Annotated in this window: 19 protein-coding genes; 12 read left to right on the top strand and 7 right to left on the bottom strand. The window is 45.2% G+C overall.

What is annotated here, in order from left to right:
* The first annotated feature begins 120 nt into the window (after nt 1-120).
* The 4 genes from GPK60_RS09880 to GPK60_RS09865 all read left to right on the top strand — a co-directional run bounded on the left by GPK60_RS09880 (nt 121) and on the right by GPK60_RS09865 (nt 5,201).
* The gene (locus tag GPK60_RS09880; RefSeq protein WP_022119472.1) at nt 121-876 is read left to right on the top strand and encodes an exodeoxyribonuclease III; all 756 of its coding nucleotides are present in this window, start codon (nt 121-123) and stop codon (nt 874-876) included.
* Nucleotides 877-1,004: 128 nt separating this feature from the next.
* Nucleotides 1,005-2,840, top strand: a complete 1,836-nt coding sequence (locus GPK60_RS09875; protein ID WP_173897495.1) for an ABC-F family ATP-binding cassette domain-containing protein — start codon at nt 1,005-1,007, stop codon at nt 2,838-2,840.
* The gene (locus GPK60_RS09870; protein ID WP_173895787.1) at nt 2,840-4,705 is read left to right on the top strand and encodes a hypothetical protein; all 1,866 of its coding nucleotides are present in this window, start codon (nt 2,840-2,842) and stop codon (nt 4,703-4,705) included. Before GPK60_RS09875 ends, GPK60_RS09870 begins: the two co-directional genes overlap by 1 nt.
* Nucleotides 4,659-5,201 (top strand): DUF5662 family protein, encoded by a 543-nt coding sequence (locus GPK60_RS09865; protein ID WP_147631586.1) that lies wholly within the window; start codon nt 4,659-4,661, stop codon nt 5,199-5,201. Before GPK60_RS09870 ends, GPK60_RS09865 begins: the two co-directional genes overlap by 47 nt.
* Here GPK60_RS09865 and GPK60_RS09860 read toward each other — a convergent pair whose 3' ends face one another.
* A complete protein-coding gene (locus GPK60_RS09860) occupies nt 5,202-5,681 on the bottom strand; it encodes an S-ribosylhomocysteine lyase (protein ID WP_147631585.1) in 480 nt (159 codons plus the stop codon).
* Nucleotides 5,682-5,891: 210 nt separating this feature from the next.
* On the opposite strand from GPK60_RS09860, the gene GPK60_RS09855 reads away from it, so the two are divergent.
* Complete coding sequence (locus GPK60_RS09855; RefSeq protein ID WP_022118942.1) at nt 5,892-6,392, top strand: heme-binding protein; 501 nt, start codon at nt 5,892-5,894, stop codon at nt 6,390-6,392.
* Here the strand turns inward: GPK60_RS09855 and GPK60_RS09850 are convergent.
* Entirely contained in the window at nt 6,337-7,257 is a 921-nt protein-coding gene (locus tag GPK60_RS09850) for an RluA family pseudouridine synthase (RefSeq protein ID WP_022118941.1), read from the bottom strand. The genes GPK60_RS09855 and GPK60_RS09850 overlap by 56 nt on opposite strands.
* Nucleotides 7,258-7,360: 103 nt before the next feature.
* Here GPK60_RS09850 and GPK60_RS09845 point away from each other — a divergent pair, with 103 nt between their 5' ends.
* Entirely contained in the window at nt 7,361-8,731 is a 1,371-nt protein-coding gene (locus tag GPK60_RS09845) for a sodium-dependent transporter (protein WP_173897497.1), read from the top strand.
* Between the two features lie 129 nt (nt 8,732-8,860).
* Here the strand turns inward: GPK60_RS09845 and GPK60_RS09840 are convergent, their stop codons facing one another.
* Genes GPK60_RS09840 through GPK60_RS09825 form a run of 4 tightly spaced genes read right to left on the bottom strand, consistent with a single transcriptional unit; the run spans nt 8,861 to nt 13,142 of the window.
* On the bottom strand, nt 8,861-9,367 hold the full coding sequence (locus tag GPK60_RS09840; protein ID WP_215659757.1) for a flavin reductase family protein: 507 nt from the start codon (nt 9,365-9,367) through the stop codon (nt 8,861-8,863).
* Nucleotides 9,368-9,383: 16 nt separating this feature from the next.
* Nucleotides 9,384-11,267 carry an extracellular solute-binding protein gene (locus tag GPK60_RS09835; protein WP_215659749.1) on the bottom strand — a complete coding sequence of 628 codons (1,884 nt, stop codon included), beginning with the start codon at nt 11,265-11,267 and terminating at the stop codon, nt 9,384-9,386.
* Entirely contained in the window at nt 11,264-12,097 is an 834-nt protein-coding gene (locus tag GPK60_RS09830) for an ABC transporter permease (RefSeq protein ID WP_215659747.1), read from the bottom strand. The genes GPK60_RS09835 and GPK60_RS09830 overlap by 4 nt, the downstream gene beginning before the upstream one ends.
* Nucleotides 12,069-13,142 (bottom strand): ABC transporter ATP-binding protein, encoded by a 1,074-nt coding sequence (locus tag GPK60_RS09825; RefSeq protein ID WP_215659744.1) that lies wholly within the window; start codon nt 13,140-13,142, stop codon nt 12,069-12,071. The genes GPK60_RS09830 and GPK60_RS09825 overlap by 29 nt, the downstream gene beginning before the upstream one ends.
* A gap of 278 nt (nt 13,143-13,420) precedes the next feature.
* On the opposite strand from GPK60_RS09825, the gene GPK60_RS09820 reads away from it, so the two are divergent.
* Nucleotides 13,421-14,482, top strand: a complete 1,062-nt coding sequence (locus GPK60_RS09820) for a lactonase family protein (protein WP_147631573.1) — start codon at nt 13,421-13,423, stop codon at nt 14,480-14,482.
* 169 nt (nt 14,483-14,651) lie between these two features.
* Here the strand turns inward: GPK60_RS09820 and aroC are convergent, their stop codons facing one another.
* Entirely contained in the window at nt 14,652-15,755 is a 1,104-nt protein-coding gene (aroC, locus tag GPK60_RS09815) for a chorismate synthase (protein ID WP_022118667.1), read from the bottom strand.
* A gap of 287 nt (nt 15,756-16,042) precedes the next feature.
* On the opposite strand from aroC, the gene GPK60_RS09810 reads away from it, so the two are divergent.
* The 5 genes from GPK60_RS09810 to GPK60_RS09790 all read left to right on the top strand — a co-directional run bounded on the left by GPK60_RS09810 (nt 16,043) and on the right by GPK60_RS09790 (nt 22,227).
* Nucleotides 16,043-16,294 carry a LysM domain-containing protein gene (locus GPK60_RS09810; protein ID WP_022118666.1) on the top strand — a complete coding sequence of 84 codons (252 nt, stop codon included), beginning with the start codon at nt 16,043-16,045 and terminating at the stop codon, nt 16,292-16,294.
* A 165-nt stretch (nt 16,295-16,459) separates the two neighbouring features.
* Complete coding sequence (locus GPK60_RS09805; protein ID WP_147631571.1) at nt 16,460-17,293, top strand: hypothetical protein; 834 nt, start codon at nt 16,460-16,462, stop codon at nt 17,291-17,293.
* Between the two features lie 38 nt (nt 17,294-17,331).
* Nucleotides 17,332-18,768, top strand: a complete 1,437-nt coding sequence (gene pyk / locus GPK60_RS09800) for a pyruvate kinase (RefSeq protein ID WP_022118664.1) — start codon at nt 17,332-17,334, stop codon at nt 18,766-18,768.
* A 3-nt stretch (nt 18,769-18,771) separates the two neighbouring features.
* Nucleotides 18,772-20,787: an LTA synthase family protein gene (locus tag GPK60_RS09795; RefSeq protein WP_215659741.1), complete on the top strand. Its 2,016-nt coding sequence runs from the start codon at nt 18,772-18,774 to the stop codon at nt 20,785-20,787.
* Between the two features lie 168 nt (nt 20,788-20,955).
* Nucleotides 20,956-22,227 (top strand): diaminopimelate decarboxylase, encoded by a 1,272-nt coding sequence (locus GPK60_RS09790; RefSeq protein ID WP_215659738.1) that lies wholly within the window; start codon nt 20,956-20,958, stop codon nt 22,225-22,227.
* Nucleotides 22,228-22,752: the final 525 nt, after the last annotated feature.

Genomic DNA, 22,752 nt, shown 5'->3' with positions numbered 1-22,752 from the left:
GCATTCTTGGATTCGCTGTAACACTTCCTCCACTTTAACAGACAAGTACAAGAAATGCAAGTAGATTTGTAAAAGAAAAGATGATATGATAAAAAGAAAGCAGAGGAAGGAGCATGATGGATGAAACTGATATCGTGGAACGTAAACGGGCTGCGTGCCTGTGTACAGAAAGGATTTTTAGATATTTTTAAGGAGCTGGATGCGGATATGTTCTGTATTCAGGAAAGCAAACTCCAGGAAGGGCAGATCAGCCTTGAACTGGAAGGTTATCATCAGTACTGGAATTATGCGATAAAAAAAGGCTATTCCGGAACGGCCATCTTTACCAGAAGAGAGCCAATGTCCGTGGCATACGGCATCGGTATCGAAGAACATGACCAGGAAGGCCGCGTGATCACCCTGGAATTTGCAGAATTTTACCTGGTGACGGTCTACACGCCAAATTCGCAGAGTGAACTTGCAAGACTGGATTACCGTATGCGATGGGAAGATGCATTTCTTTCCTATCTGAAAGGGCTGGAAGAGAAAAAGCCGATTGTATTTTGCGGAGATCTGAATGTGGCACACAAAGAAATTGATTTGAAGAATCCAAAAACCAACCGAAAAAATGCCGGTTTTACGGATGAGGAACGCGGAAAATTTTCTACATTGCTGGGACAGGGATTTATCGACACCTATCGCTATTTTTATCCGGATCAGGAAGGAATCTATTCCTGGTGGTCTTATCGTTTCCAGGCAAGGAAGAAAAATGCCGGATGGCGTATTGATTATTTCTGTGTCTCGGAAAGTCTGAAGGAAAAACTGGTGGATGCCAAGATTCACACGGAAATCATGGGTTCTGATCATTGTCCGGTTGAGCTGGATATTGATCTTTGAAACGGAAAAAGAGTGTGAATATAATGCAAGGTGCATTGTGAAAAGAGACAATTTACAGTTTCTTATTGCAATGCATCTTTTGCTTTAGTATAATTGTATAGAAGACAGAGACAAGGAGCCGGCATTTTATGAATATTATCAATATAGAACATATCAGCAAGATTTTTGGCGGAAAAGTGATTTTTGATGACGTTTCCTGTGGCATTTCCGAAGGAGAGAAGATCGGTGTGATCGGTATCAACGGAACCGGAAAGACAACACTTTTGCGTGTGCTTGCTGGACTGGAACAGCCAGATGAAGGGCAGGTGATCACACAGAACGGGATCCGGATCGCATACCTGCAGCAGAATCCGGCATTTCCGGAAGAAAAAACCGTACTTTCCTATGTGACAGATGGTATGTGGGACATGGACTGGACACTGCAAAGTGAAGCAAAGAGCATGCTCAATCAGCTGGGCATTTTGGATCATGAGCAGCCGCTGGCAGAGCTTTCCGGTGGTCAGAGGAGAAAGGCAGCACTTGTACGGACACTGGTGCAGGATTTTGATGTACTGCTGCTGGACGAGCCGACCAACCATTTGGATAATGAGATGCTCACATGGCTGGAAGACTATTTGAATCGTTATAAAGGAACCGTGATCATGGTAACGCATGATCGCTATTTCCTGGATCGTGTGAGTAATCGGATCCTGGAGCTGGATCACGGGAAAATTTACAGTTATGAAGCAAATTATTCAAAATTTCTGGAGCTGAAAGTGCAAAGAGAAGAGATGGCACTGGCAACGGAGCGAAAAAGACAGAGCGTCCTTCGTATGGAACTTGAATGGGCAAAACGCGGCTGTCGTGCGAGAAGTACCAAACAGCGTGCGAGACTGGAGCGTCTTGAGGCTTTAAAAGCGGGAAAAGCACCGGTCAGTGACGCCACACTTGAGATTGAAGCAACAGCTGCAAGGATGGGCAGAAAGACAGTAGAACTGCATCATATCAGCAAACGCTACGGAGAGAAAGTACTGATCGATGATTTTGATTACATTGTTCTGAAAAATCAGCGGCTTGGCATCATCGGACCGAACGGATGCGGCAAATCAACGCTGATCAAGATCATTGCCGGGCTGATCGAGCCGGACAGTGGGAGCGTGGAGATCGGTGAGACGATTCAGCTTGGATATTTTGCACAGGAAGTGCCGGATATGAATACCGAGCAGCGGGTGATCGATTACATCAAAGATGTGGCAGAGTATCTGCCGACAAAAGACGGGAAGATCTCGGCATCTCAGATGCTGGAGCGATTTCTGTTTACACCGGAAATGCAGTATGCACCGGTATCCAAGCTTTCCGGCGGGGAGAAAAAAAGACTGTACCTGCTGAAAGTTATTTTTACCGGGGCAAATGTATATCTGTTTGATGAGCTCTCCAATGATATTGATATTCAGACGCTGACGATTCTGGAGGATTTCCTGAACAGTTTTCCGGGGATTGTGATCACCGTATCCCATGACCGCTATTTTCTGGACAATGTGGTGGACCGCATTTTTGAATTTGACGGAAACGGTCATTTGCAGCAGTACGAAGGTGGTTATACCGACTATCTGGAAACAAAACAGAAAAGAACATCACAAGAAACATCGGAAAGCGGGAATGCACTTTTCGGGAAATCCGGAAAGGGAAAGTCTGAGGAAGGGAGTTCAAAATCTTCCAGAGACTGGAAGCAGAACCGTAAGACAAAACTGAAATTTTCCTATAAAGAACAGAAAGAATTTGAAACGATCGATGACGACATCGCACACTTAGAAGATGGGATCGCCGCTCTGGAAGCTGAGATTCTGGCAAATGCAACAAATCCGGGAAAATTAAACGAACTGATGAAAGAAAAAGAAAAGGCGGAGCATGCACTGGAAGAAAAGATGAATCGATGGGTTTATTTAAATGATCTGGCGGAAAAAATAGAGTCACAGAAAGGTTGATGAAAGTGGAAACATTCCAGGCAATGGGAGCCGTTCCGGTCAAAGACGGAATCGTCTTTTCGATGGAACGCAAAAACAACGAAGAAGCCAGCCTGCTTCTTTATAAAAAAGGCAGTAAAGAAGTAATACAGGAAATACCGTTTCCTGCAACAAACACGATTGGAGATATCGTCTGTGTCAAAGCAGAAAAAATAGCATCTGCACGATATGAATACAATTTTTGCATAGATGGAAAAGTAACTTTGGATCCTTATGCAAAAGTACTGATCGGAACCGGGAAATTTGGTGAGGAGCATCCGGAGGGACACGAAGTCCGCTGTGCGATGATCGCCGGAAATTACGACTGGGAGGATGACCGGAAACCGCAGATCGCATACGAAGATGCCGTGATGTACAGCTTTCATGTACGTGGGTTTACAAAACAGCGTTATTCCGGTGTGCGTCATAAGGGAACCTTCCTTGGAATCACCGAGAAGGCAGAATATTTCAAAGAGCTTGGCATCAATCAGATCAAGCTGATGCCGGCCTATGAATTCGCTGAAATGGAGTCTGTGAAAACACATGCCCGGTACCGTAAAGAAGAAGAGCTTCCGAAGCGTCTGAACTACTGGGGCTATACAAAGGCCTTTCATTTTGCCCCGAAACGTGCCTATGCAGCGACAAAAGATCCGGTGCGTGAATTTAAAGATATGGTAAAGACCATGCACCGTCTTGGTATCGAAGTTCTAATGGAATTTTATTTTCCGGAAGGATGCAGCCCGCGTTATATTACGGAATGTCTGCAATACTGGGTGCAGGAATATCATGTGGATGGATTTCATGTCCGCGGCGTGCAGGGCATCTGTAACCTGATGGCGACGGATCCGCTGTTTGCAGATACCAAGCTTTTAAATATTTATTTTCCGGTGGAGGAGATCTATGGCAAGAAGAATCTGCCAAAAAAGCGGATGGTGGCAGAGTGCAACGATGGGTTTATGATCGATGTCCGGCGTTTCTTAAAAGGAGACGAAGAGAGCCTGAAAGCATTTGCAGAGCGGATGAGGCGGAATCCAAAGGGCAGCGGGCTGATCAATTACATAGCAAGCCATGACGGGTTCACATTATGTGACCTGGTATCTTATGAAGAACGTCACAATGAAGATAACGGCGAGCAGAACCGTGACGGAAGAGTGCAGAATTACAGCTGGAACTGCGGAGAAGAAGGAAAAAGCCGCAAAAAGAAAATTCTGGAGCTTCGAAACCGTCAGATGAAAAATGCATGGTGTATGCTGCTTTTGTCGGCAGGAACGCCGATGATCCTTGCCGGGGATGAGTTCTGCAACTCGCAGCTTGGCAACAACAATCCATATTGTCTGGACAATGAGATTTCCTGGCTTGACTGGAAAGGATATAAATCCGGAAACAGTGAAATGTTCCGGTTTGTAAAAGATCTGATCGCATTTCGCAAAAAGCATAAAATCCTGCATATGGGACAGGAACTGAGCATGACGGACAGCTTATCCTGCGGTTTTCCGGGGATTTCCTATCACAGCAGCAGTGCGTGGTATGGGGAACTGGACGGGCAGAACCGTAAGATCGGTGTTATGTACTGCGGCAAATATGCCGATGAGGATGAACTGATCTATATTGCCTATAATATGCACTGGATGGAGCATACTTTTGCACTTCCGGCTTTGCCGGGCGGCTATCGCTGGAATGTGGCTCTGGATACGAGTGAGGGCATTTTGGAAGAGGACAAATGGCGTCTGTTGCCGGACAGCAGACAGGTACAGGTATCGTCAAGGACGGTAATTGTGTTGATTGGAAGGAAGCATAAAGATGTTAAAGAAAGTAATCGGACACTTCACAACCATCACAAGGCATAAGATCCTGGTGATGAAAGAGTGTTTTAAAATCGGACTTTACAAACAGGGACTGACACACGACCTGTCAAAATATTCGCCGACGGAGTTTCTGGTCGGATGCAAATATTATCAGGGCAACCGCAGTCCGAACAATGCAGAGAGAGAAGAGACCGGCGTATCCAAAGCATGGTTGCATCACAAAGGACGCAACCGCCATCATTTTGAATACTGGATCGATTACAGTGTGGAAAAAGACGGCAACCCGATGACCGGTATGCCGATGCCGAGAAAATATATCGCAGAGATGATGATGGATCGTATGGCGGCATCCAAGATCTACAACGGAAAAAACTATAACGATCATTTCCCGCTGCAGTATTATGAAAAGGGGAAGCACCATTATATGATGCATCCCCAGACAGAAAAAGATCTGGTAAAACTGTTGACAATCCTCGATAAAAAAGGCGAAGATTATCTTTACCGTTATATCCGGCAGGTTTACCTGAAAGGAAAGTGATCATTCCGGATAGATCAGGCGGTCTGCTTTGATATCGGTCAGAACTTCATCTAAATATTTTTTTGCCAGGTAGTTTGCCATGGAAAGATTCATATCCAGATAATTGCCGCAGTCTTTTGGTGATGCCCCAGGTACTTCATCGTGGAAATCGCGGATAAAGGTAAACATTTCTGTGACCAGAGGGACGATGTCTTTGGATTCATAATCTCCTGCGAGAAGCAGATAAAAACCGGTGCGACATCCCATCGGGCCAAAGTATACAGTTTTATCAGCAAAAGTCGGATGATTGCGAAGGAAAGTAGCACCGAGATGCTCGATCGTGTGGAGTTCAGCGGTATTCATGACAGGCTCCTCATTTGGGGAAGTCATGCGAAGATCAAACGTTGTGATCGTATCTGCACCGATGTGGTCCTTGCGGGATACATAAATGCCCGGCTGCAGTTTGATATGGTCTATGGTGAAACTTGCTATTTTTTTCAATGGAAAAACCTCTCTTTCTGTTTTTTTCAATATTTTTGATGTGGGTATCAGACGAGAAGGCACATATTGCGGCTTCCTGTTTTGATCCAGACATCCTGTCTTCAGTATAGCATTTTGAAAGGCATGTGAAAAGCAGAAATTTGTTGAGTCCGGACAAAAAGAGTGGTAGAATAAAAGACAGTCATAGTGATACAAAAGGAGTGATAGCATATGACGATTGATGAATTATTGGGACTGCTTGATATGCAGGAAGAGATCTTGCAGTTTTCTCACTTTACAAATGCAGATGCATGGGAGGTGGGCAACTGTATCGTGGCGGAAGCAATCAAAAGAAAACTTCCGGTGGCAGTCAGTATCCGTCTGAATAACGGGCTGACGGTATTTCAGTATGCATCTGACAGTGTGAACCTTCAGAGCGAACGGTGGCTTCAGCGAAAAATGAATACCGTGCGTACCTTAGAGAGAAGTTCCCTTTATACGAGTGTGCTTCTGCGTAAAAGTGAAGAGACGCTCGCAGACTGGTATCTTGATGAGAAAGATTACGCAGCCTGCGGAGGAGGATTTCCGATCCGCATCGAAGAAGTAGGTGTGATCGGAGCCATTCTGGTCGAAGGGCAGGATCATTTTTCTGATCACGATCTGATCGTAAAGAGCATCAGCCGTTATCTGCATATTGATGAAGTTCCACGCATCCGCACGCAAATGTTTTAAAATCATCCGGAATCGGGGCAGTAAAATCCATGGGCTTTCCACTGATCGGGTGGCAGAAAGTCAGCCGACAAGAGTGGAGAGCCTGTCTTTTTATAAGCCGGTAATCCGGATTGTAAAGATAGTCTCCGGGAAGCGGGTGGCCGATGTGGTTCATATGAACCCGGATCTGATGCGTACGTCCCGTTTCCAGCTGTAAAAGCACAAGAGAATAAAAACCGTCAAATTTAAGCAGGCGATAATGCGTTATTGCCCGTTCACCATGGACAAAATCAACCTGCCGCAGGATGGCAGAATCACAGGCTCTCGCGATCGGTGCATCGATCGTACCACATTTTGGAATCTCTCCTGTAGCGATGGCAAGATACTGCCGGTGGATCTTACGTTCTGCACTCATTCTGGAGAGCAGGGCACCGCTTAAACGGTTTTTGGCCAGGATCAGAAGTCCGGTGGTATCACGGTCCAGTCGGTTGATGCAGCGATAAACAAAGTTTTCTCCTTTTTGCCCAAAATACCAGGCAGCAGCGTTGGCGAGTGTATTCTCATAATTATGGATCGATGGATGGATCGGCATATCCGATGGTTTATTGATGATCATCAGATCTTCATCTTCATAGACAACCGGAAAAGGAAGGTTTACAGGAACGATATGTTCCGACGGTGTTTCTTCCGGTATCACAATGGTCAGCCGGTCATCCGGCTGAAGGACATAGTTCATATAAACGCCTAAACCGTTTACAAGAACCGTGTCGTCGGTATGCTTCAGACAGGTCAGAATGTGGCGGGAATAGCCGTGATTTCTCAGGTAATCCGTTATTTTTGTGCCGGATTCTTCGGCAGATATGGAGTAAACAAATGTACGTGTCATAGAAAATCCTTTCAGAGTTACTTTTTGTAAAACTAAAGAAGAGTATAGGGCACAAATTTTTGCTTGTCAAAGAAAAGATGAAAAAGAAAGGAAAAAGTAAGAAATGGAACGAGAGAAGTTTGGTTCAAGACTTGGTTTTATCTTGATATCGGCAGGGTGTGCCATCGGTCTTGGAAATGTATGGAGGTTTCCGTACATTGTTGGAAAGTACGGAGGAGCGGCGTTTGTACTGATCTACCTGGCGTTTCTTCTGATCCTCGGTCTGCCGGTCATGGTAGCTGAGTTTGCGGTCGGACGTGCGAGTCAGAAAAGTGCAGCCTGTTCGTTTGATGTTCTGGAGCCGAAAGGAACGAAATGGCACTTGTATAAATATGGTGCGATCGCCGGAAATTATTTGCTGATGATGTTCTACACAACGATCGCCGGATGGATGATCCTGTATTTTGTGAAGATGGCAACGGGACAGTTTGATGGCTTAAATTCCGATCAGGTAGGGGAGGCCTTCAGTCATATGCTCGGACAGCCGGTACTGATGACGGTATTTATGGCGATCGCTGTTTTGCTTTGCTTCGGCATTTGTGCAAAAGGTCTTCAGAAAGGTGTGGAGCGTATCACAAAAGTGATGATGGTATGTCTGCTCTCCCTGATGGTCGTTCTGGCAGTTCGTTCGGTCCTGCTTCCGGGCGGACAGGAAGGACTGAAGTTCTATCTGTATCCAGATTTCGGAAAAGTAAAAGAAGCCGGGATCGGTGAAGTGGTCTATGCTGCGATGGGACAGGCATTCTTTACGCTCAGTATCGGAATCGGGGCACTGGCTATCTTTGGAAGCTACATTGGAAAAGAGCGTGCCCTGACAGGCGAGGCAGTCAGCATCTGTGTGCTGGATACCTTTGTGGCACTGATGTCAGGACTGATCATTTTTCCGTCCTGTTTTGCCTACAATGTGCAGCCGGACAGCGGCCCGAGCCTGATCTTTATCACACTGCCGAATGTATTTAACGCCATGGCAGGAGGAAGATTGTGGGGTACGTTATTCTTTCTGTTTATGACATTTGCATCCTTATCTACGGTTATCGCCGTTTTTGAAAATATCATTTCTTTTACTATGGATCTGAAAGGATGGGATCGCAAAAAGGCGGTTTTGATCAATCTGGTCGGTGTACTGGTTCTTTCTATGCCATGCGTGCTTGGCTATAATGTATGGAGCGGTATCACACCACTTGGAGCTGGAAGCACGATCCTGGATCTGGAGGACTTTATTGTCAGCAACAATCTGCTGCCACTTGGAAGTCTTGTCTACCTGCTGTTCTGTACGACGAAGCTTGGATGGGGATATGAGAATTTCCTCAAAGAGACGAATACCGGAAAAGGTATGAAATTCCCAAGACAGATCGCGTTTTATGTGAAATACATTTTGCCGCTGATCGTCCTGTTTATCTTTGTGATGGGATATTATACAAAATTCTTTGCATAAATAAGATACCTGGTTAAACGGTCTTTTGAACTGGCATCATGGTGTCACACATCATAGAAAAAGTGACAGATTCACAATCGAAATCTGTCACTTTTTCTATGAACAATTATGCAAGATTGTACAAATGTTTTATTCACGGACCAGTATTTTTTCAATCTCCAGAATGTACATGGTATGATAATCTTTCTGAGGATACCATTTTTCGTCAAGAGATGAATCGATAAAGCATTCTGGTCTGTATTCCTGTGCATAGAGTTTTTTGCCTGTGATCACGGTATTTGCTTCGGCAAAATACGGAACATCGTCCGTGTGAACTACGGTAAGGCCGCTTTTTCCAATCTTGTCTTCGTCCCTTCCGGATACGGAGCCAAGATAGCTGAGTGTCTTGCGGTACTCTTCATCAAGAACAGAGAGAGAAAGCTTATCGGAAGCGTCGATAAATTCTTTTGTATAACGTTGCGGACGGATCACGATAAAGGCCACGTTTCTGCCCCACATCACACCGACACCGCCCCAGGAAGCAGTCATGGTGTTTGCTTTTCCGTCTTTTTCGGCTGTTACGAGCAGCCATTCTTTTCCAATCATCTGAAATGGATTTTTCTGAAGTTCTTCTGGTTTGATCTCTTTAAAACTCATAGTATATACCTCCGGGTTATTTTGATTTTACTTTATTCCAAAGTTCATTATACACCTCATCGTTCTTTGTGCCAAGATACTGAAACGTTTCCAGATTTGGTACAGTGGAAAGATCCGGGAAAGCGATCTTGCTGTTGCGGATGCTTTCATCCTCGATCAGTTCGCGTGCTGCGGTGTTTGGCGTTGAGTAGGTAATGTATTCAAAATTCATCAGGGCGATATCCGGGCGGCAGAGGAAGTTGATAAATTTCTCAGCATTTTCCTTGTGCTCGGCATTTTTCGGGATCACCCAGGAATCGATCCAGAGATTGCTTCCCTCTTTCGGGATCACGTACTCCAGATTCGGGTTTTCCTGCTGGGTGTAGATGGCTTCACCGGAATAAATGACACCGATCGCTGCTTCATTTCCGATCATTTTGTCACGGACCTGATCGATGACATATGCCTGTACCAGTGGTTTCTGGCGGGTCAGCAGGTCTTTAGCTTCGTTCAGTTCATCCAGATCCGTGGAATTTAAGGAGTAGCCGAGGTATTTGAGTGCCACGCCAAATGCGTCACGGACGGAATCCTGCATCAGGATGTTGTCTTTGTATTTCTCATCCCACAGAACACTCCAGCTGTCGATCGGCTCATCTACCATGGTCTTATTATAGAGGATACCAACGGTACCCCAGCAGTACGGAACCGAGTATTTGTTTTCCGGATCAAACTCTTTTGAATGTTCCAGATAGTCTTTGCCGATGTTTTTGATATTCGGAATATTGTCAAAATTGATTTCGGCGAGCAGGTCATTTTCCCTCATTCTCTGGATCATATAGTCTGAAGGACATACCAGATCATAGGCAATGGCACCGGAACTGATCTTCGGATACATGATCTCGTTTGTCTCAAATTCTTCATATACAACATCAATGCCGGTTTCTTCTTCAAACAGGGTGATGACATCCGGATCCATGTATTCGCCCCAGTTGTAGACGATCAGTTTTTCTTTTGTCAGCATCTGACCCTTGGAAGCATAGTAAATACCGCCTCCGACAAATACCAGGCAGATCGCGACAGGGATCACACGTTTGATCAGGATCCTGCCGGCTCTGGAACGGCGGCGGACGTGTTTTCTGGCTGCCGCTGTCTCTGCGTCCTTTTTCGGTGATACGTTGACCAGGATCAGAAGTACCAGAACCGTAACAAACAGCAGGGTAGAAAGTGCGTACATTTCCGGTTTGATGCCCTTACGCACTTCTGAATAGATTTTGGTAGAAAGGGTATCCACACCTGGACCTTTTGTAAAATGTGTGATCACAAAATCATCCAGTGACATGGTAAACGCCAGCATAAAACCGGAGAGCACACCCGGCAGAATGTCAGGAAACGTCACTTTAAAAAAGGCATAAAGAGGAGAAGCCCCAAGATCCAGTGCCGCCTCATAAGTACGTCGGCTCGTCTGTCGCAGTTTCGGTGCCACACTCAGTATGACATAAGGTATATTGAACGTGATATGGGCGATCAGAATTGTTCCGAATCCAAGCGTAACGTGAAAGGCAATAAATAAAAGCATCAGAGAAACACCCATCACGATCTCTGCATTCATCATCGGGATGTTGGTCAGCCCGGAATATAAAGTACGCCATTTCTGTTTCATGCCATGGATCGCGATCGCTGCGGCTGTTCCGATCACGGTTGCGATCACGGCTGCGAGCAGGGAGATGATCAAAGTGGTGTAAAGTGCATTCATGATCTGTTCATTCTGAAAAAGGCTGCTGTACCATTTCAGAGTAAATCCGCCCCATTTTGCCCTGGTCTTTGAATTATTGAAAGACAGCACGATCAGAGTGAGGATCGGTGCGTAGAGCAGGATGAAGATCAGGGCAAGATATATTTTTTCGAGATATTTCTTTATCAAAACGAAGAGCCCTCCTCTTCTTTGTCATATTTTGCGACCAGTGCCATGCTGGCAATGATAAATACCATCAGGACCATGGAAAGTCCGCTTCCGACGTGCCAGTTGCTGTTTTGCTTGAAAGACTGTTCGATGACATTGCCGATCAGCAGGATCTTGCCTCCGCCGAGAAGATCGGAAATAACGAAAGTTGTCAGAGCCGGTACAAATACCATCGTAATGCCGCTGATGATGCCGGGGATGCTCAGCGGCAGTATGATTTTTAAAAAGGTATAAGAAGAGCTTGCTCCAAGGTCTCTTGCTGCATTGATGACATCACGGTCGATCTTGATCAGTATATTGTAGATCGGCAGCACCATAAAAGGCAGAAAATTGTAAACCATGCCAAGAATGATCGCTCCTGGAGTGTTGATGATCTCCAGTGCCGGGAGATGCACAAAAGAAAGAATGCTGTTGATCACACCGTTTTTTTCCAGAAGCGTCTGCCATGCCATGGTGCGGAGCAGGAAATTCATCCACATCGGAAGAATGAAAATCAGCACGATAAAACTGGACTGATTGACATTCTTGCTGCTTAAGATCATGGCAAGCGGATAGGCAAGCAGCAGACAGATCGCTGTACTCACGAAAGAGAGGAGCAGTGACATGCCAAGTGCCTTTAAATTTTCCTGTGTGGTGATCTGGGCAAGGTTTGCAAAAGTGATACTGCCTTCATCATTTGTCATGGCATAGTAGAAGACCACCAGCAGAGGGATCACGACAAAAGAAATCGACCAGAACAGGTACGGCCCTGCAAGATAACGTTTATTCTTCAATGTTGACGGCCTCCTCATCTTCAGATTCCGGTTTTTTCATGATCTGGATATCAAAAGGATCTACATGGATGGAAACCTGTGTGCCGACCGGGAACATCTTGGTGCTGTGCACCAGCCAGTCGTATTCATTTGCACGGACTTCCATTTCATAATGAACGCCTTTGAAGATCAGATGCGTGACAACACCGTCAATGCTTCCTTCACCCGGTTTGCGAAGCCAGATATCTTCCGGACGGATCACGACATCGACCGGTTTGTTCTGTCCGAATCCTTCGTCCACGCAGGCAAACGGAACGCCGAGTATTTTTACCAGACGGTCTTTTAACATCAGGCTCGGAATGATGTTGCTCTCACCGATAAAGTCAGCGACAAAAGCATTTTCCGGTTCATTGTAAATACGCTCCGGCGTGCCAATCTGCTGAATATAGCCCTGATTCATAACCACGATCGTGTCAGACATGGTAAGTGCCTCTTCCTGATCGTGTGTTACATAAATAAAAGTAATGCCAAGTTCGTTTTTGAGGCGGATCAGTTCATACTGCATATCCTGACGCAGTTTCAGATCAAGGGCACCGAGCGGTTCATCCAGAAGAAGTACTTTCGGTTCATTTACAATCGCACGGGCAATCGCAATACGCTGTTGCTGGCCGCCGCTTAAAGAATCCGGCATACGGTTTTCATATCCGTCCAGATTGACAAGCTTTAAGGCATACTTGATCTTATCATAAATATACTGTTTGCTTTTTTTCTTGATCTTCAGGCCAAACGCAATATTTTCGGCAATAGTCATGTGGGTAAACAGTGCATATTTCTGAAAAACGGTATTCAGCTGCCTTTTATTAGGCGGAAGATTCGTAATATCTTCACCGTCAAAGATTACCTGACCGCAGTCGGGAGTTTCAAATCCACCCAGAATACGAAGCGTCGTTGTTTTGCCGCAGCCGCTTGGACCAAGCAGGGTCAGAAATTCATTTTCACGGATATAAAGGTTCAGATCATCCAGAACGGTCTGTGTACCATAGGATTTTGAAATGTTGATAAAATCAATCAGCTTGTTGCTCATGCTTTATACCTCCAGTCTGAGTTTATTTTTTAGTGAAGCACCTCCTAATCTTACAACAAAAAAAGGCCGTCTGCAGTGCTTTCCGCGAACATCGGGCATCTTGCCGGATATAGCGCAGAGTGCTTACGCAGTGACCTCTTTGCTTCCAAAAATATCATACACGTATCGATAAAAAATTGCAATATCTTTTTTGTGCAAAATGTTTTAATTTGTCTTAACAAATCAAAAAAAATATGGTAAAATAAAAACAAGACTGACAAGTTAAAGGAGGATTACAGATGAGTAAGGATAAGTATGTTGCATATGTCGGAACTTATACACACGGAAGCAGTATTGGTATCCATGTATACGACCTGGACGTAGAAAATGGTTACATGACAGAACGCGAAGTCGTTCCGGTAAATAACGCATCTCATGTGGCAAAATCCAACAATGGAAAATATCTGTATTCGATTGCAGATGAAGGTGTTGAAGTCCTGAAGATCAAAGAGGACGGCGGACTGGAACCAATCAACAAAGTCGGTATTGACGGTATGAGAGGATGTTTCCTTTCAACAGACAAAGAAGGAAAATTCCTTTTTGTTTGCGGCTACCATGACGGCAAGATCACAGTGGTGCGTATCAAAGAAGATGGAAGTCTTGGAGAAGTGCTCGACGGCATTTTCCATCAGGGACTCGGCAGCGTTGCAGAGCGAAATTTCCGCCCGCGTGTCACCTGTGCGATGATCACACCGGACGATAAATATCTGTGCGTGGTAGACAATGGTATTGACCAGATCAAAGTCTATACGGTAAATCAGACGAACGGTAAACTGAAACTCTATGATATCATCCGCTGCGAACTGGAGTCCGGACCGCGTCTGATCCGTTTCAGCAGAGACGGACGTTTCGCTTATGTGAACTGCGAGCTGACCAACGAAGTGCTGGTCTATGCATACGATGCGAGCGGAGAGGGCGGCAAATTCGAACAGATTCAGAAAGTGGACATCTCCGACAGCAAAGACCACTATGGATGTGCTTCTTCCGGACTGCGTATCGCACCGAGCGGCAAATATCTCTACTGCACCACAGCAGGTTCTGAGACAGCCGGCGTGTTTAAAATTGATCCAGAGACAGGTATGCTTTCCAAGATCTGTATCCTTCCGATCAGCGGAAAGTATCCAAAAGATATTGCTGTATTCCCGGATGAGAAGACCATGGTCGTGCTGAACCATGAGTCCAATGAGATCCGCTTCTTCACGGTGGATTACGAAAAGGGTCTGCTTTATATGAAAGGAAAACCGATCAAGATCGATACGCCGAACTGTATCCTGATCTCCAAAGCCGGACAGCCGGATTAAGGACGGACACCGGATCAAAGGGATTCAGAAAAACATAAAGAATATAAAAAATACCGACTTTCTCTGAAATAAGATTGAAAAATCAAAAAATAGAAAGTCGGTATTTTTTATGTAATGCCTTTCGAATCATACAGAAAGGATTCATGATCTTATATGCTTTTTCAGCATTTTATTTACGGAAAAATCGCTCCAGATTTGTCATGTTGGAAGTAATGCTGCACATCAGCATATCGACCAGCGTGATCGCAGCCATGGATTCAACGACAACAACGGCACGCGGTACGATGACCGGATCGTGGCGGCCTTTTACAGAAATCTGTCTGCTGCCTCCGTCTTTTGTAATGGTGGACTGTTCTCTTGAGATCGAAGGCGTCGGTTTGACGGATACACGCAAAAAGATGTCACTTCCGTCGCTGATGCCGCCCAGGATACCGCCGGAGTGGTTGGTAAGTTTGATGATCTTTCCATCCGGATCCCTTGTATACTGGTCATTGTTTGTATGACCGAGTGCATGGGCAACTGCCGTGCCGTCACCGATTTCGAAAGCCTTTACGGCACCGATCGATAAAATCGCTTTGCCCAGGTTGGCACTTAATTTTTCAAATACCGGTTCACCGATACCGGCCGGCATATTCTGGATCACGCACTCAATGCTTCCGCCGCTGGAATCTTCATTTTTCATACATTCTTCAAGAAATTCCCCTGCTTTTTTTGCTGCGTCGGCATCCGGCATATAAAAAGGATTTTCCATGATCACACTGCGGTCAAAGCAGGCCGGATCTGCGGTGATGTCACCGATCGATTTTGTGTAAGTTAAAATCTTGATGCCGAGCTGATCAAGAATCTTGCAGGCGATTGCACCGGCTGCAACGCGTCCGATCGTCTCACGGCCGGAAGAACGTCCTCCGCCGCGGTAATCACGGAAACCATATTTCAGATCAAAGGTCAGATCGGCATGTCCCGGGCGGTAGTAGGAAGCGATCTCACTGTAGTCTTTGGAACGCTGATTCTGATTGCGTACCAGCATGGAAATCGGCGTTCCGGTTGTCTTTCCTTCAAAAACACCGGAGAGGATCTCAACCGCATCATCCTCTTTTCGCGGAGTCGTGTAACGACTCTGTCCCGGTTTCCTGCGGTTTAAAAATTTTTGGATATCGTCCTCGCAAAGCGAAAGACCGGCAGGGCATCCGTCCACAACGACACCGACGCCGGCACCGTGAGATTCGCCCCATGTAGTTATTTTAAATAAAGTTCCAAATGTAGAACCTGCCATAAAATTACCTCCTAAGTAAAATAAGATGTCGGGACCAAAAGACAGCTGCCCCATACCGGATGCCTGAAAACAGTTCTGTTACAGAGTTACAGAGAAATTTTCTTACTTTTAAATATCCCATATCATCATTTTGAGGTTATTATAATGAAAGATTTCAGAAAATTCAATAGAAAGTTGGAAATAGTGGAAAGCCTTGGAGGCTATCGTTTGCCGAATATCTGTGAACAGCAGCAGGCTGTGCTTCATATAATAGAGCGAGCAGAAAGCAATCGTGGAGCTGACAGAGAATGGACAATGCAAAAACATGTCGTTTTGGATTTATTCATGTGATCGAGCAGGGAGATACTTTATATAAACTAGGAAAGAGATATGGTGTAACCGTTTCGGCCCTTCTGTTTGCCAATCCCTGGGTAAACGTATACAATCTGCAGATCGGAGATGAACTGTGCATTCCGGATTTCGGATGCCGAAGATGCAAAGAGACAAAAGGGGAAAATTTGGATGAGAAAAGAGCGGATGAAATGCAGAGCCTTTCATAATCTAAAGTGTTTGTAAACTTTGTGAAAAATCAGGCACTTTGATTGACAAAAGATACAATCAAATTTATAATAGATTCGGCATTGACAGGCAGGCGGGACAGAGCATTTTTGTCCCGTGAAAGCTTGCAGAACACACGATGCGGAAAGGAAGATGAAAGAACTTTTATGAACTTTTTAAACAAAATGGAACGTAAATTCGGACGGTATGCCATACACAATCTGTCCACGTACATCATCGGAGCTTATGTTATCGGTTATTTTCTGTATTTCCTGGCACCGGGTGTACTGTATAACTATTTAAGCCTTGAGCCGTATTATATCTTAAGAGGGCAGATCTGGAGACTGATCACCTGGGTTTTAATTCCGCCGGAATCACCTGGTATTTTTACGATCATCATGCTGATGCTGTATTATTCTCTTGGCAATTCACTGGAGCAGACCTGGGGGGCGTTCCGGTATAATGCTTATATTTTTTCAGGAATTATTTCGACAATTATCGGAGCATTTATCTTATATGCTGTGATGGGCGGAAATATCGTGTTCGGGCAGGCACTGTTTTCCACATATTATATCAATATGTCCATTTTTCTGGCGTTTGCAGTCTGCTATCCGAATATGGAGTTGCTGTTGTATTTTATCATACCGATCAAGGTCAAATGGTTTGGGATTCTTTACGGAGCTTTCATTGTCCTTTCCTTCCTTCAGACAAACTGGGCTGGAAGAGTGGCGATCATTGCATCCATGTTCAATTTCATCCTGTTTTTCCTGATGACGAGAAATTACAACAAGGTTTCACCAAAAGAAATCCGTCGGAAGCAAAATTTCAAAAGGCAGACCAGTCAGTCAGGCAGATCCGGTATTACCAAGCACAAGTGTGCGATCTGCGGCAGAACCGAGCTGGACGGTGATGATCTCGAATTTCGTTTCTGTTCCAAATGCGACGGAAATTATGAGTATTGCCAGGATCATCTGTTTACGCACAAACATATCAAAAAATAAAAATGTGGTCAGGCCGCAAAGCGGCAGCAGGAGGAATAATGAAGAAAACAAAGATTATCTGTACAATGGGACCAAGAACGATGGACAAGATCATTCTCAAAGAACTGATCGCAGGCGGAATGAACGTGGCACGTTTCAATTTTTCTCATGGAAGCTACGAAGAACATGCTGAGCGTATCGCACTGGTGCGTCAGGTTTCCGAACAGCTTGGCATTCCGGTTGCACTGATGCTGGATACGAAAGGACCGGAGATTCGTACCGGGCTTCTCAAAGACGGCAAGAAAGTATCTCTGGAGCAGGGAAAGGAATTTACACTGTATACAGAAGAGCGAGAAGGCGATGAAACAGGATGTTCCATCACCTATCAGCAGCTTGTCTACGATGTGAGAAAGGGTGACACGATCCTGATCGATGACGGTCTGATCGGTCTGGAAGTACAGCGTGTTTCTGCCGACAAGATTGAGTGTATCATCAAAAACGGCGGTGAGCTGGGTGAGCGAAAAGGCGTCAATGTTCCAAATGTAAAAATACATCTTCCGGGTGTGACACAGAAAGACAGAGAAGATATTCTGTTTGGTATTGAACAGGGTGTGGATTATATCGCAGCCTCCTTTGTACGAAACAGTGACTGCATCATGGATATCCGCGAGATCCTGGAAGATAATCACGGCAGAGATATCGGTATTATTGCCAAGATCGAAAATGCAGAAGGTGTGGAAAATATTGATGAGATCCTGGATGCGGCAGACGGCATCATGGTTGCACGAGGGGATCTCGGCGTGGAGATCCCGGCAGACCAGGTTCCGCATATCCAGAAGAAGATCATCCACAAATGCAACCGCAAATGTAAACCGGTTGTCACTGCAACACAGATGCTGGATTCGATGATCCGCAATCCGCGTCCGACCAGAGCAGAGGCCGGTGATGTGGCAAATGCGATCTACGACGGCAGTGATGCGATCATGCTTTCCGGAGAGACCGCAATGGGCAAATATCCGGTAGAAGCAGTCCGCATGATGGCAAAGATCGCAGAGACGACAGAAGCTCATCTGGATTACTCCAATCTTCAGAAATTAAATAAAAAACAGCGTAAAAAAGATATTTCCATGGCAGTTGGATTTGCAAGTGTGTCCACAGCTGAGATTCTTAAAGCATCCTGTCTGGTTGTTCCGACCATGACCGGCTACACGGCAAGGATGATCTCCAGCCTGCGTCCGAAGACACCAATCTATGCGATCTCTCCGAGTGAGCAGGCAGTCCGCAGGATGCAGCTTTACTGGGGTGTCTATGCGATGCCGGGTGAAACAGAAGACAGCACAAGGCATATGATCACCAACTCCATGAAGATCATTTTACGCCGCAAACTGATTAAGAAAGGAGAACTGGCTGTATTTACAGCGGGCGATCCGGCAACCAACATGGTATCTGGCCGTGGACGTTCCACAAATGTAATGCAGGTGGTTGAGGCAAAATAGGCGATGACAAAGTCGAAGAAGAGAAGAGGAGTTGCACTTGGTGCAGCTCTTCTTATGATTATTTTAGAAATACTGGCAGTAAAAGGCGATGGATTTCAGCTGGCAAAAGCAGGACTGGCACTGCTCCTTGCAATCCTGGCGGGCGGTTTTATCGCCTGGGATTTTAAAATACCAAAGAAATTAAACCCGATCGTGTTTTTGGCACTTCCGGCGGCAGCCTTGTGCTGCATGGAGTTTTTTACCCATGTACCATGGGATCTGACACCGTTAATCTTTTTTTTGAACTACCTGTTTTATCTGGTGTTATATCTGATCGTAACAGCAGTATCCGGCAATATGAGATGGGGAGCTATGCTTACACCGGTTTTTCCGGCTCTGGCAGGGACAGTCAACTATTTTGTGGTCAGTTTTCGTTCTTCTCCAATCGTGCCCTGGGATCTGTATTCGCTTCGCACGGCAGCAAGCGTGGCAGATAATTATACGCTGGATGTTTCCTGGCGGCTGTATTTTGTACTTATGGGATTTCTGTGGCTCGCGATCCTCGGAGAAAAGATGCACTTTCCCTTTGGAAATGTGAAAAAACGCCTGCTCTCCGTTGCAGTATCTTTGGTACTGATGTTTGCTTTTGTCAGCTATGTGCAGACAGAAAACTGTGAGGAAATTTTTGGACTGGATGATATTCTGTTTACGCCAAATGTCCTTTACCGAAACAATGGTTTTATGGTAGCGTATCTTGCCAACTTGCAGTATCTGCATATTGAAAAGCCGCAGGGATATTCCACAGATGCGGCACAGAAGATTGCAGAGGAAACATCCGTTTCATCCGGAGGCGAAGAGAACCATACCGACAAAACGGATATGGAAGATCAGCCAAATATTCTTGTGATCATGAATGAGGCATTTTCAGATCTTTCTGTCTATGGAGACTTTAACACAACGGAAGATTACATGCCGTTCTGGCGGTCCCTGAAAAAGAATACCGTCCGCGGCAATCTCTATGTTTCGGTAAAGGGCGGAAATACGGCAAATACCGAGTTTGAGTTTCTGACCGGAAATACGATGGCATTTCTGCCGACCGGAAGTGTTCCGTATCAGCAGTTTTTAAACGGAGCCATGCCGTCCCTTGCATCACAGCTTGGAAAACTGGGCTATCAGACAGCAGCTCTTCATCCTTATTATTCAACCGGATGGAACCGGGACAAAGTTTATCAGTATCTTGGCTTTGACAGCGAGTATTTCCGGGATACCGGAGACTTTCCGGATGCAACGTTGCTGCGTGGCTGGGTGGATGATGAGTCTGCTTTTGACAAGCTGATCGAGCTTTATGAAGAAAAAGAGGAAGGCAGTCCACTGTTTGCATTTGAAGTGACGATGCAGAATCACGGAGGCTACAGCAAAGAATATGAGGATCTGACAAATGAGATCCAGTTCAGCGATGCCGGCGAAGATCTGCGTTCGGTTCATCAGGTTCAGATCGAGGCAACTGAGAAATATCTGACTCTGATCAAAAAAACCGATGAGGCTTTTGAAAATCTGCTCGACTATTTCCAGGATGAGGATGAAAAGACCATCATTCTGATGTTTGGTGATCATCAGCCTGCAGAATATATCACCAACTCTGTTCTGCGTGTTTTAGGAGAAGACACAGCCACGCGAAACGATACAACGGACAAACTGAAAACCAGCTACGAAGTGCCGTTTGTCATGTGGGCGAATTACGACATCGAGGAAAAAGAAGTCGATGCGATCAGTACCAATTATTTGAGTGGTCTGCTGATGGATACTGCCGGACTTGAAAAGACCGGTTATCAGAGCTGGCTGGAAAAACTGCAGCAGCAGTATCCGGTTGTGACAGCGAACTTCTATCAGGGAACAGATGGCACATTTCAGCAGTGGAGCAATGAAAAACAGAGCGGTATTTTGAATGATTATGCAATTTTGCAGTATAATAATCTTGTTGATAAAAAACATCGGATAAAAAATTTCTTTGCAGATATCAGTGAAAAGGCTCTGGAATAATTCAAAAGTGCATGCATGCAGGTATTGACAAACAAAGGCTTCCGTATTATATTTTTTACATATTGTTGTCTGACAGAGCAGCGTGCTAAAGTTGCAGATATAAAAAGGAATCTGTCAGCAGCATATTCTGCAGGTGTTCATGCAAGTGAACAGGAAAGGAACGTACCGATGAATAAAAAACCATTTGTGACTTACGATAAACTTCAGGAAATTGTAAAAGAATTTCCGACACCGTTCCATCTTTACGATGAAAAAGGCATCCGCGAAAATGCGAAAGCTTTAAAAGAAGCCTTTGCATGGAACAAGGGATATAAAGAATATTTTGCAGTCAAGGCAACGCCAAACCCGTTTCTGATCCAGATTTTAAGAGAATACGGCTGTGGCTGCGACTGTTCTTCCATGACAGAGCTGATGCTCTCCAAAGCGATCGGTGCAACCGGAGATGACATTATGTTTTCTTCCAACGATACACCGGAACAGGAGTTTGCTTATGCAGCATCTTTGAACGGTATCATCAACCTGGATGATATCACGCACATTGAAAAAGTGGAGAAAGCTGTTGGAAGGCTGCCGAAAAAGATGAGCTGCCGCTACAATCCGGGAGGAATCTTTAAGATCAGCAATGACATCATGGATAATCCTGGCGATTCCAAATACGGTATGACAACAGAACAGATCTTCGAAGCATTCCGTATCATGAAAGCAAAAGGTGTGGAAGAGTTTGGTATCCATGCATTTTTGGCAAGCAATACGGTCACAAATGATTATTATCCGCTGCTGGCTCAGAAACTGTTCGAACTGGCAGTACGCCTGAAAGAAGAAGTTGGTGTACACATCGGATTTATCAATCTTTCCGGTGGTGTCGGTATCCCTTATCGCCCGGATCAGGAGCCAAATGACATCCGCGTGATCGGAAAAGGCGTGGAGAAAGTATACAATGAGATTCTGGTTCCGGCAGGCATGGGTGATGTAGCGATCTACACAGAACTTGGCCGTTTTATGATGGGACCTTATGGCTGTCTGGTAACAAAGGCGATCAACGAAAAGCACACCTACAAAGAATACATTGGTGTGGATGCGTGTGCGGTAAATCTGATGCGTCCGGCGATGTATGGTGCTTATCATCATATCACGGTTATGGGCAAAGAAGATCAGCCATGCGACCATATGTACGATGTAACCGGTTCTCTGTGTGAGAATAACGATAAGTTTGCAATCGACCGTATGCTGCCGAAGGTAGATATGGGAGATCTTCTGGTCATCCATGATACCGGTGCACATGGATTTTCCATGGGATATAATTACAACGGCAAATTGAAATCTGCAGAAGTTCTGCTCACAGAAGACGGAGAGGCAAAACTGATCCGCCGTGCAGAGACACCGAAAGATTATTTTGCAACCTTCGACTGCTTTGACTTTTACAAAAAAGTACTGGAGTAATCGATAATTTTACCATGGAGAGAATAAAATGGCAAAATGGATCAAGGTACTGACCGGATGCGTGGTCGCTGTTCTGGTATTCTTTTTGAATGGGATTGAAGCAGGAGAACATCTTCCGGAAAACAGAAAATAGAAAAATCAGCCAGACGCTTTAGACGCAGAGCCAAAGTCACAGATGTGACAGGGAGCTGCATCTGAAGCGTTTTCTGTTTGCTAAATCAGATGTGAGAGGACTTTCGCTTCTAAAGACGGCGAGCAACAAGCTTGTATCCGTGTCGGGATTCGCTCTGGTATTCTTTAAGATTTATGTTATAATAAAGCAAAAGTGCGTGCCAGGTTTCGTGTGCGTTCAATGGAAGAATCATTTAGGACAATAAGCGGGAATCCTCGGCAATTCAATTACCGAGATGAAAGTGCAGGAGTGTGCATGTCTGCATATTGAAAATAATATAATAATCTCCCTGCCATTGACTCCAGTGACATTAATGCCGTAACCGGCATAGAATCAAACGAAAATATGTTCGG

The organism is Ruminococcus sp. MCC718 (genome assembly GCF_018783905.1).
In the GTDB taxonomy this organism is placed as follows: domain Bacteria; phylum Bacillota; class Clostridia; order Lachnospirales; family Lachnospiraceae; genus Hominisplanchenecus; species Hominisplanchenecus faecis.
Note: the sequence above shows the minus strand (reverse complement) of the source record. Positions and strands in the feature narration are given on the sequence as shown.

What these genes read in the sequence shown, in the direction of transcription:
- GPK60_RS09845 (WP_173897497.1), top strand. Translation starts at nt 7,361, where the DNA reads ATGGAACGAGAGAAGTTTGGTTCAAGACTTGGTTTTATCTTGATATCG.
- GPK60_RS09840 (WP_215659757.1), bottom strand. Translation starts at nt 9,367, where the DNA reads ATGAGTTTTAAAGAGATCAAACCAGAAGAACTTCAGAAAAATCCATTT.
- GPK60_RS09865 (WP_147631586.1), top strand. Translation starts at nt 4,659, where the DNA reads ATGTTAAAGAAAGTAATCGGACACTTCACAACCATCACAAGGCATAAG.
- GPK60_RS09810 (WP_022118666.1), top strand. Translation starts at nt 16,043, where the DNA reads ATGGACAATGCAAAAACATGTCGTTTTGGATTTATTCATGTGATCGAG.
- GPK60_RS09850 (WP_022118941.1), bottom strand. Translation starts at nt 7,257, where the DNA reads ATGACACGTACATTTGTTTACTCCATATCTGCCGAAGAATCCGGCACA.
- GPK60_RS09830 (WP_215659747.1), bottom strand. Translation starts at nt 12,097, where the DNA reads ATGAGGAGGCCGTCAACATTGAAGAATAAACGTTATCTTGCAGGGCCG.
- aroC (WP_022118667.1), bottom strand. Translation starts at nt 15,755, where the DNA reads ATGGCAGGTTCTACATTTGGAACTTTATTTAAAATAACTACATGGGGC.
- GPK60_RS09795 (WP_215659741.1), top strand. Translation starts at nt 18,772, where the DNA reads ATGACAAAGTCGAAGAAGAGAAGAGGAGTTGCACTTGGTGCAGCTCTT.
- GPK60_RS09825 (WP_215659744.1), bottom strand. Translation starts at nt 13,142, where the DNA reads ATGAGCAACAAGCTGATTGATTTTATCAACATTTCAAAATCCTATGGT.
- GPK60_RS09875 (WP_173897495.1), top strand. Translation starts at nt 1,005, where the DNA reads ATGAATATTATCAATATAGAACATATCAGCAAGATTTTTGGCGGAAAA.
- GPK60_RS09870 (WP_173895787.1), top strand. Translation starts at nt 2,840, where the DNA reads ATGAAAGTGGAAACATTCCAGGCAATGGGAGCCGTTCCGGTCAAAGAC.
- GPK60_RS09855 (WP_022118942.1), top strand. Translation starts at nt 5,892, where the DNA reads ATGACGATTGATGAATTATTGGGACTGCTTGATATGCAGGAAGAGATC.
- GPK60_RS09805 (WP_147631571.1), top strand. Translation starts at nt 16,460, where the DNA reads ATGAACTTTTTAAACAAAATGGAACGTAAATTCGGACGGTATGCCATA.
- pyk (WP_022118664.1), top strand. Translation starts at nt 17,332, where the DNA reads ATGAAGAAAACAAAGATTATCTGTACAATGGGACCAAGAACGATGGAC.
- GPK60_RS09880 (WP_022119472.1), top strand. Translation starts at nt 121, where the DNA reads ATGAAACTGATATCGTGGAACGTAAACGGGCTGCGTGCCTGTGTACAG.
- GPK60_RS09790 (WP_215659738.1), top strand. Translation starts at nt 20,956, where the DNA reads ATGAATAAAAAACCATTTGTGACTTACGATAAACTTCAGGAAATTGTA.
- GPK60_RS09820 (WP_147631573.1), top strand. Translation starts at nt 13,421, where the DNA reads ATGAGTAAGGATAAGTATGTTGCATATGTCGGAACTTATACACACGGA.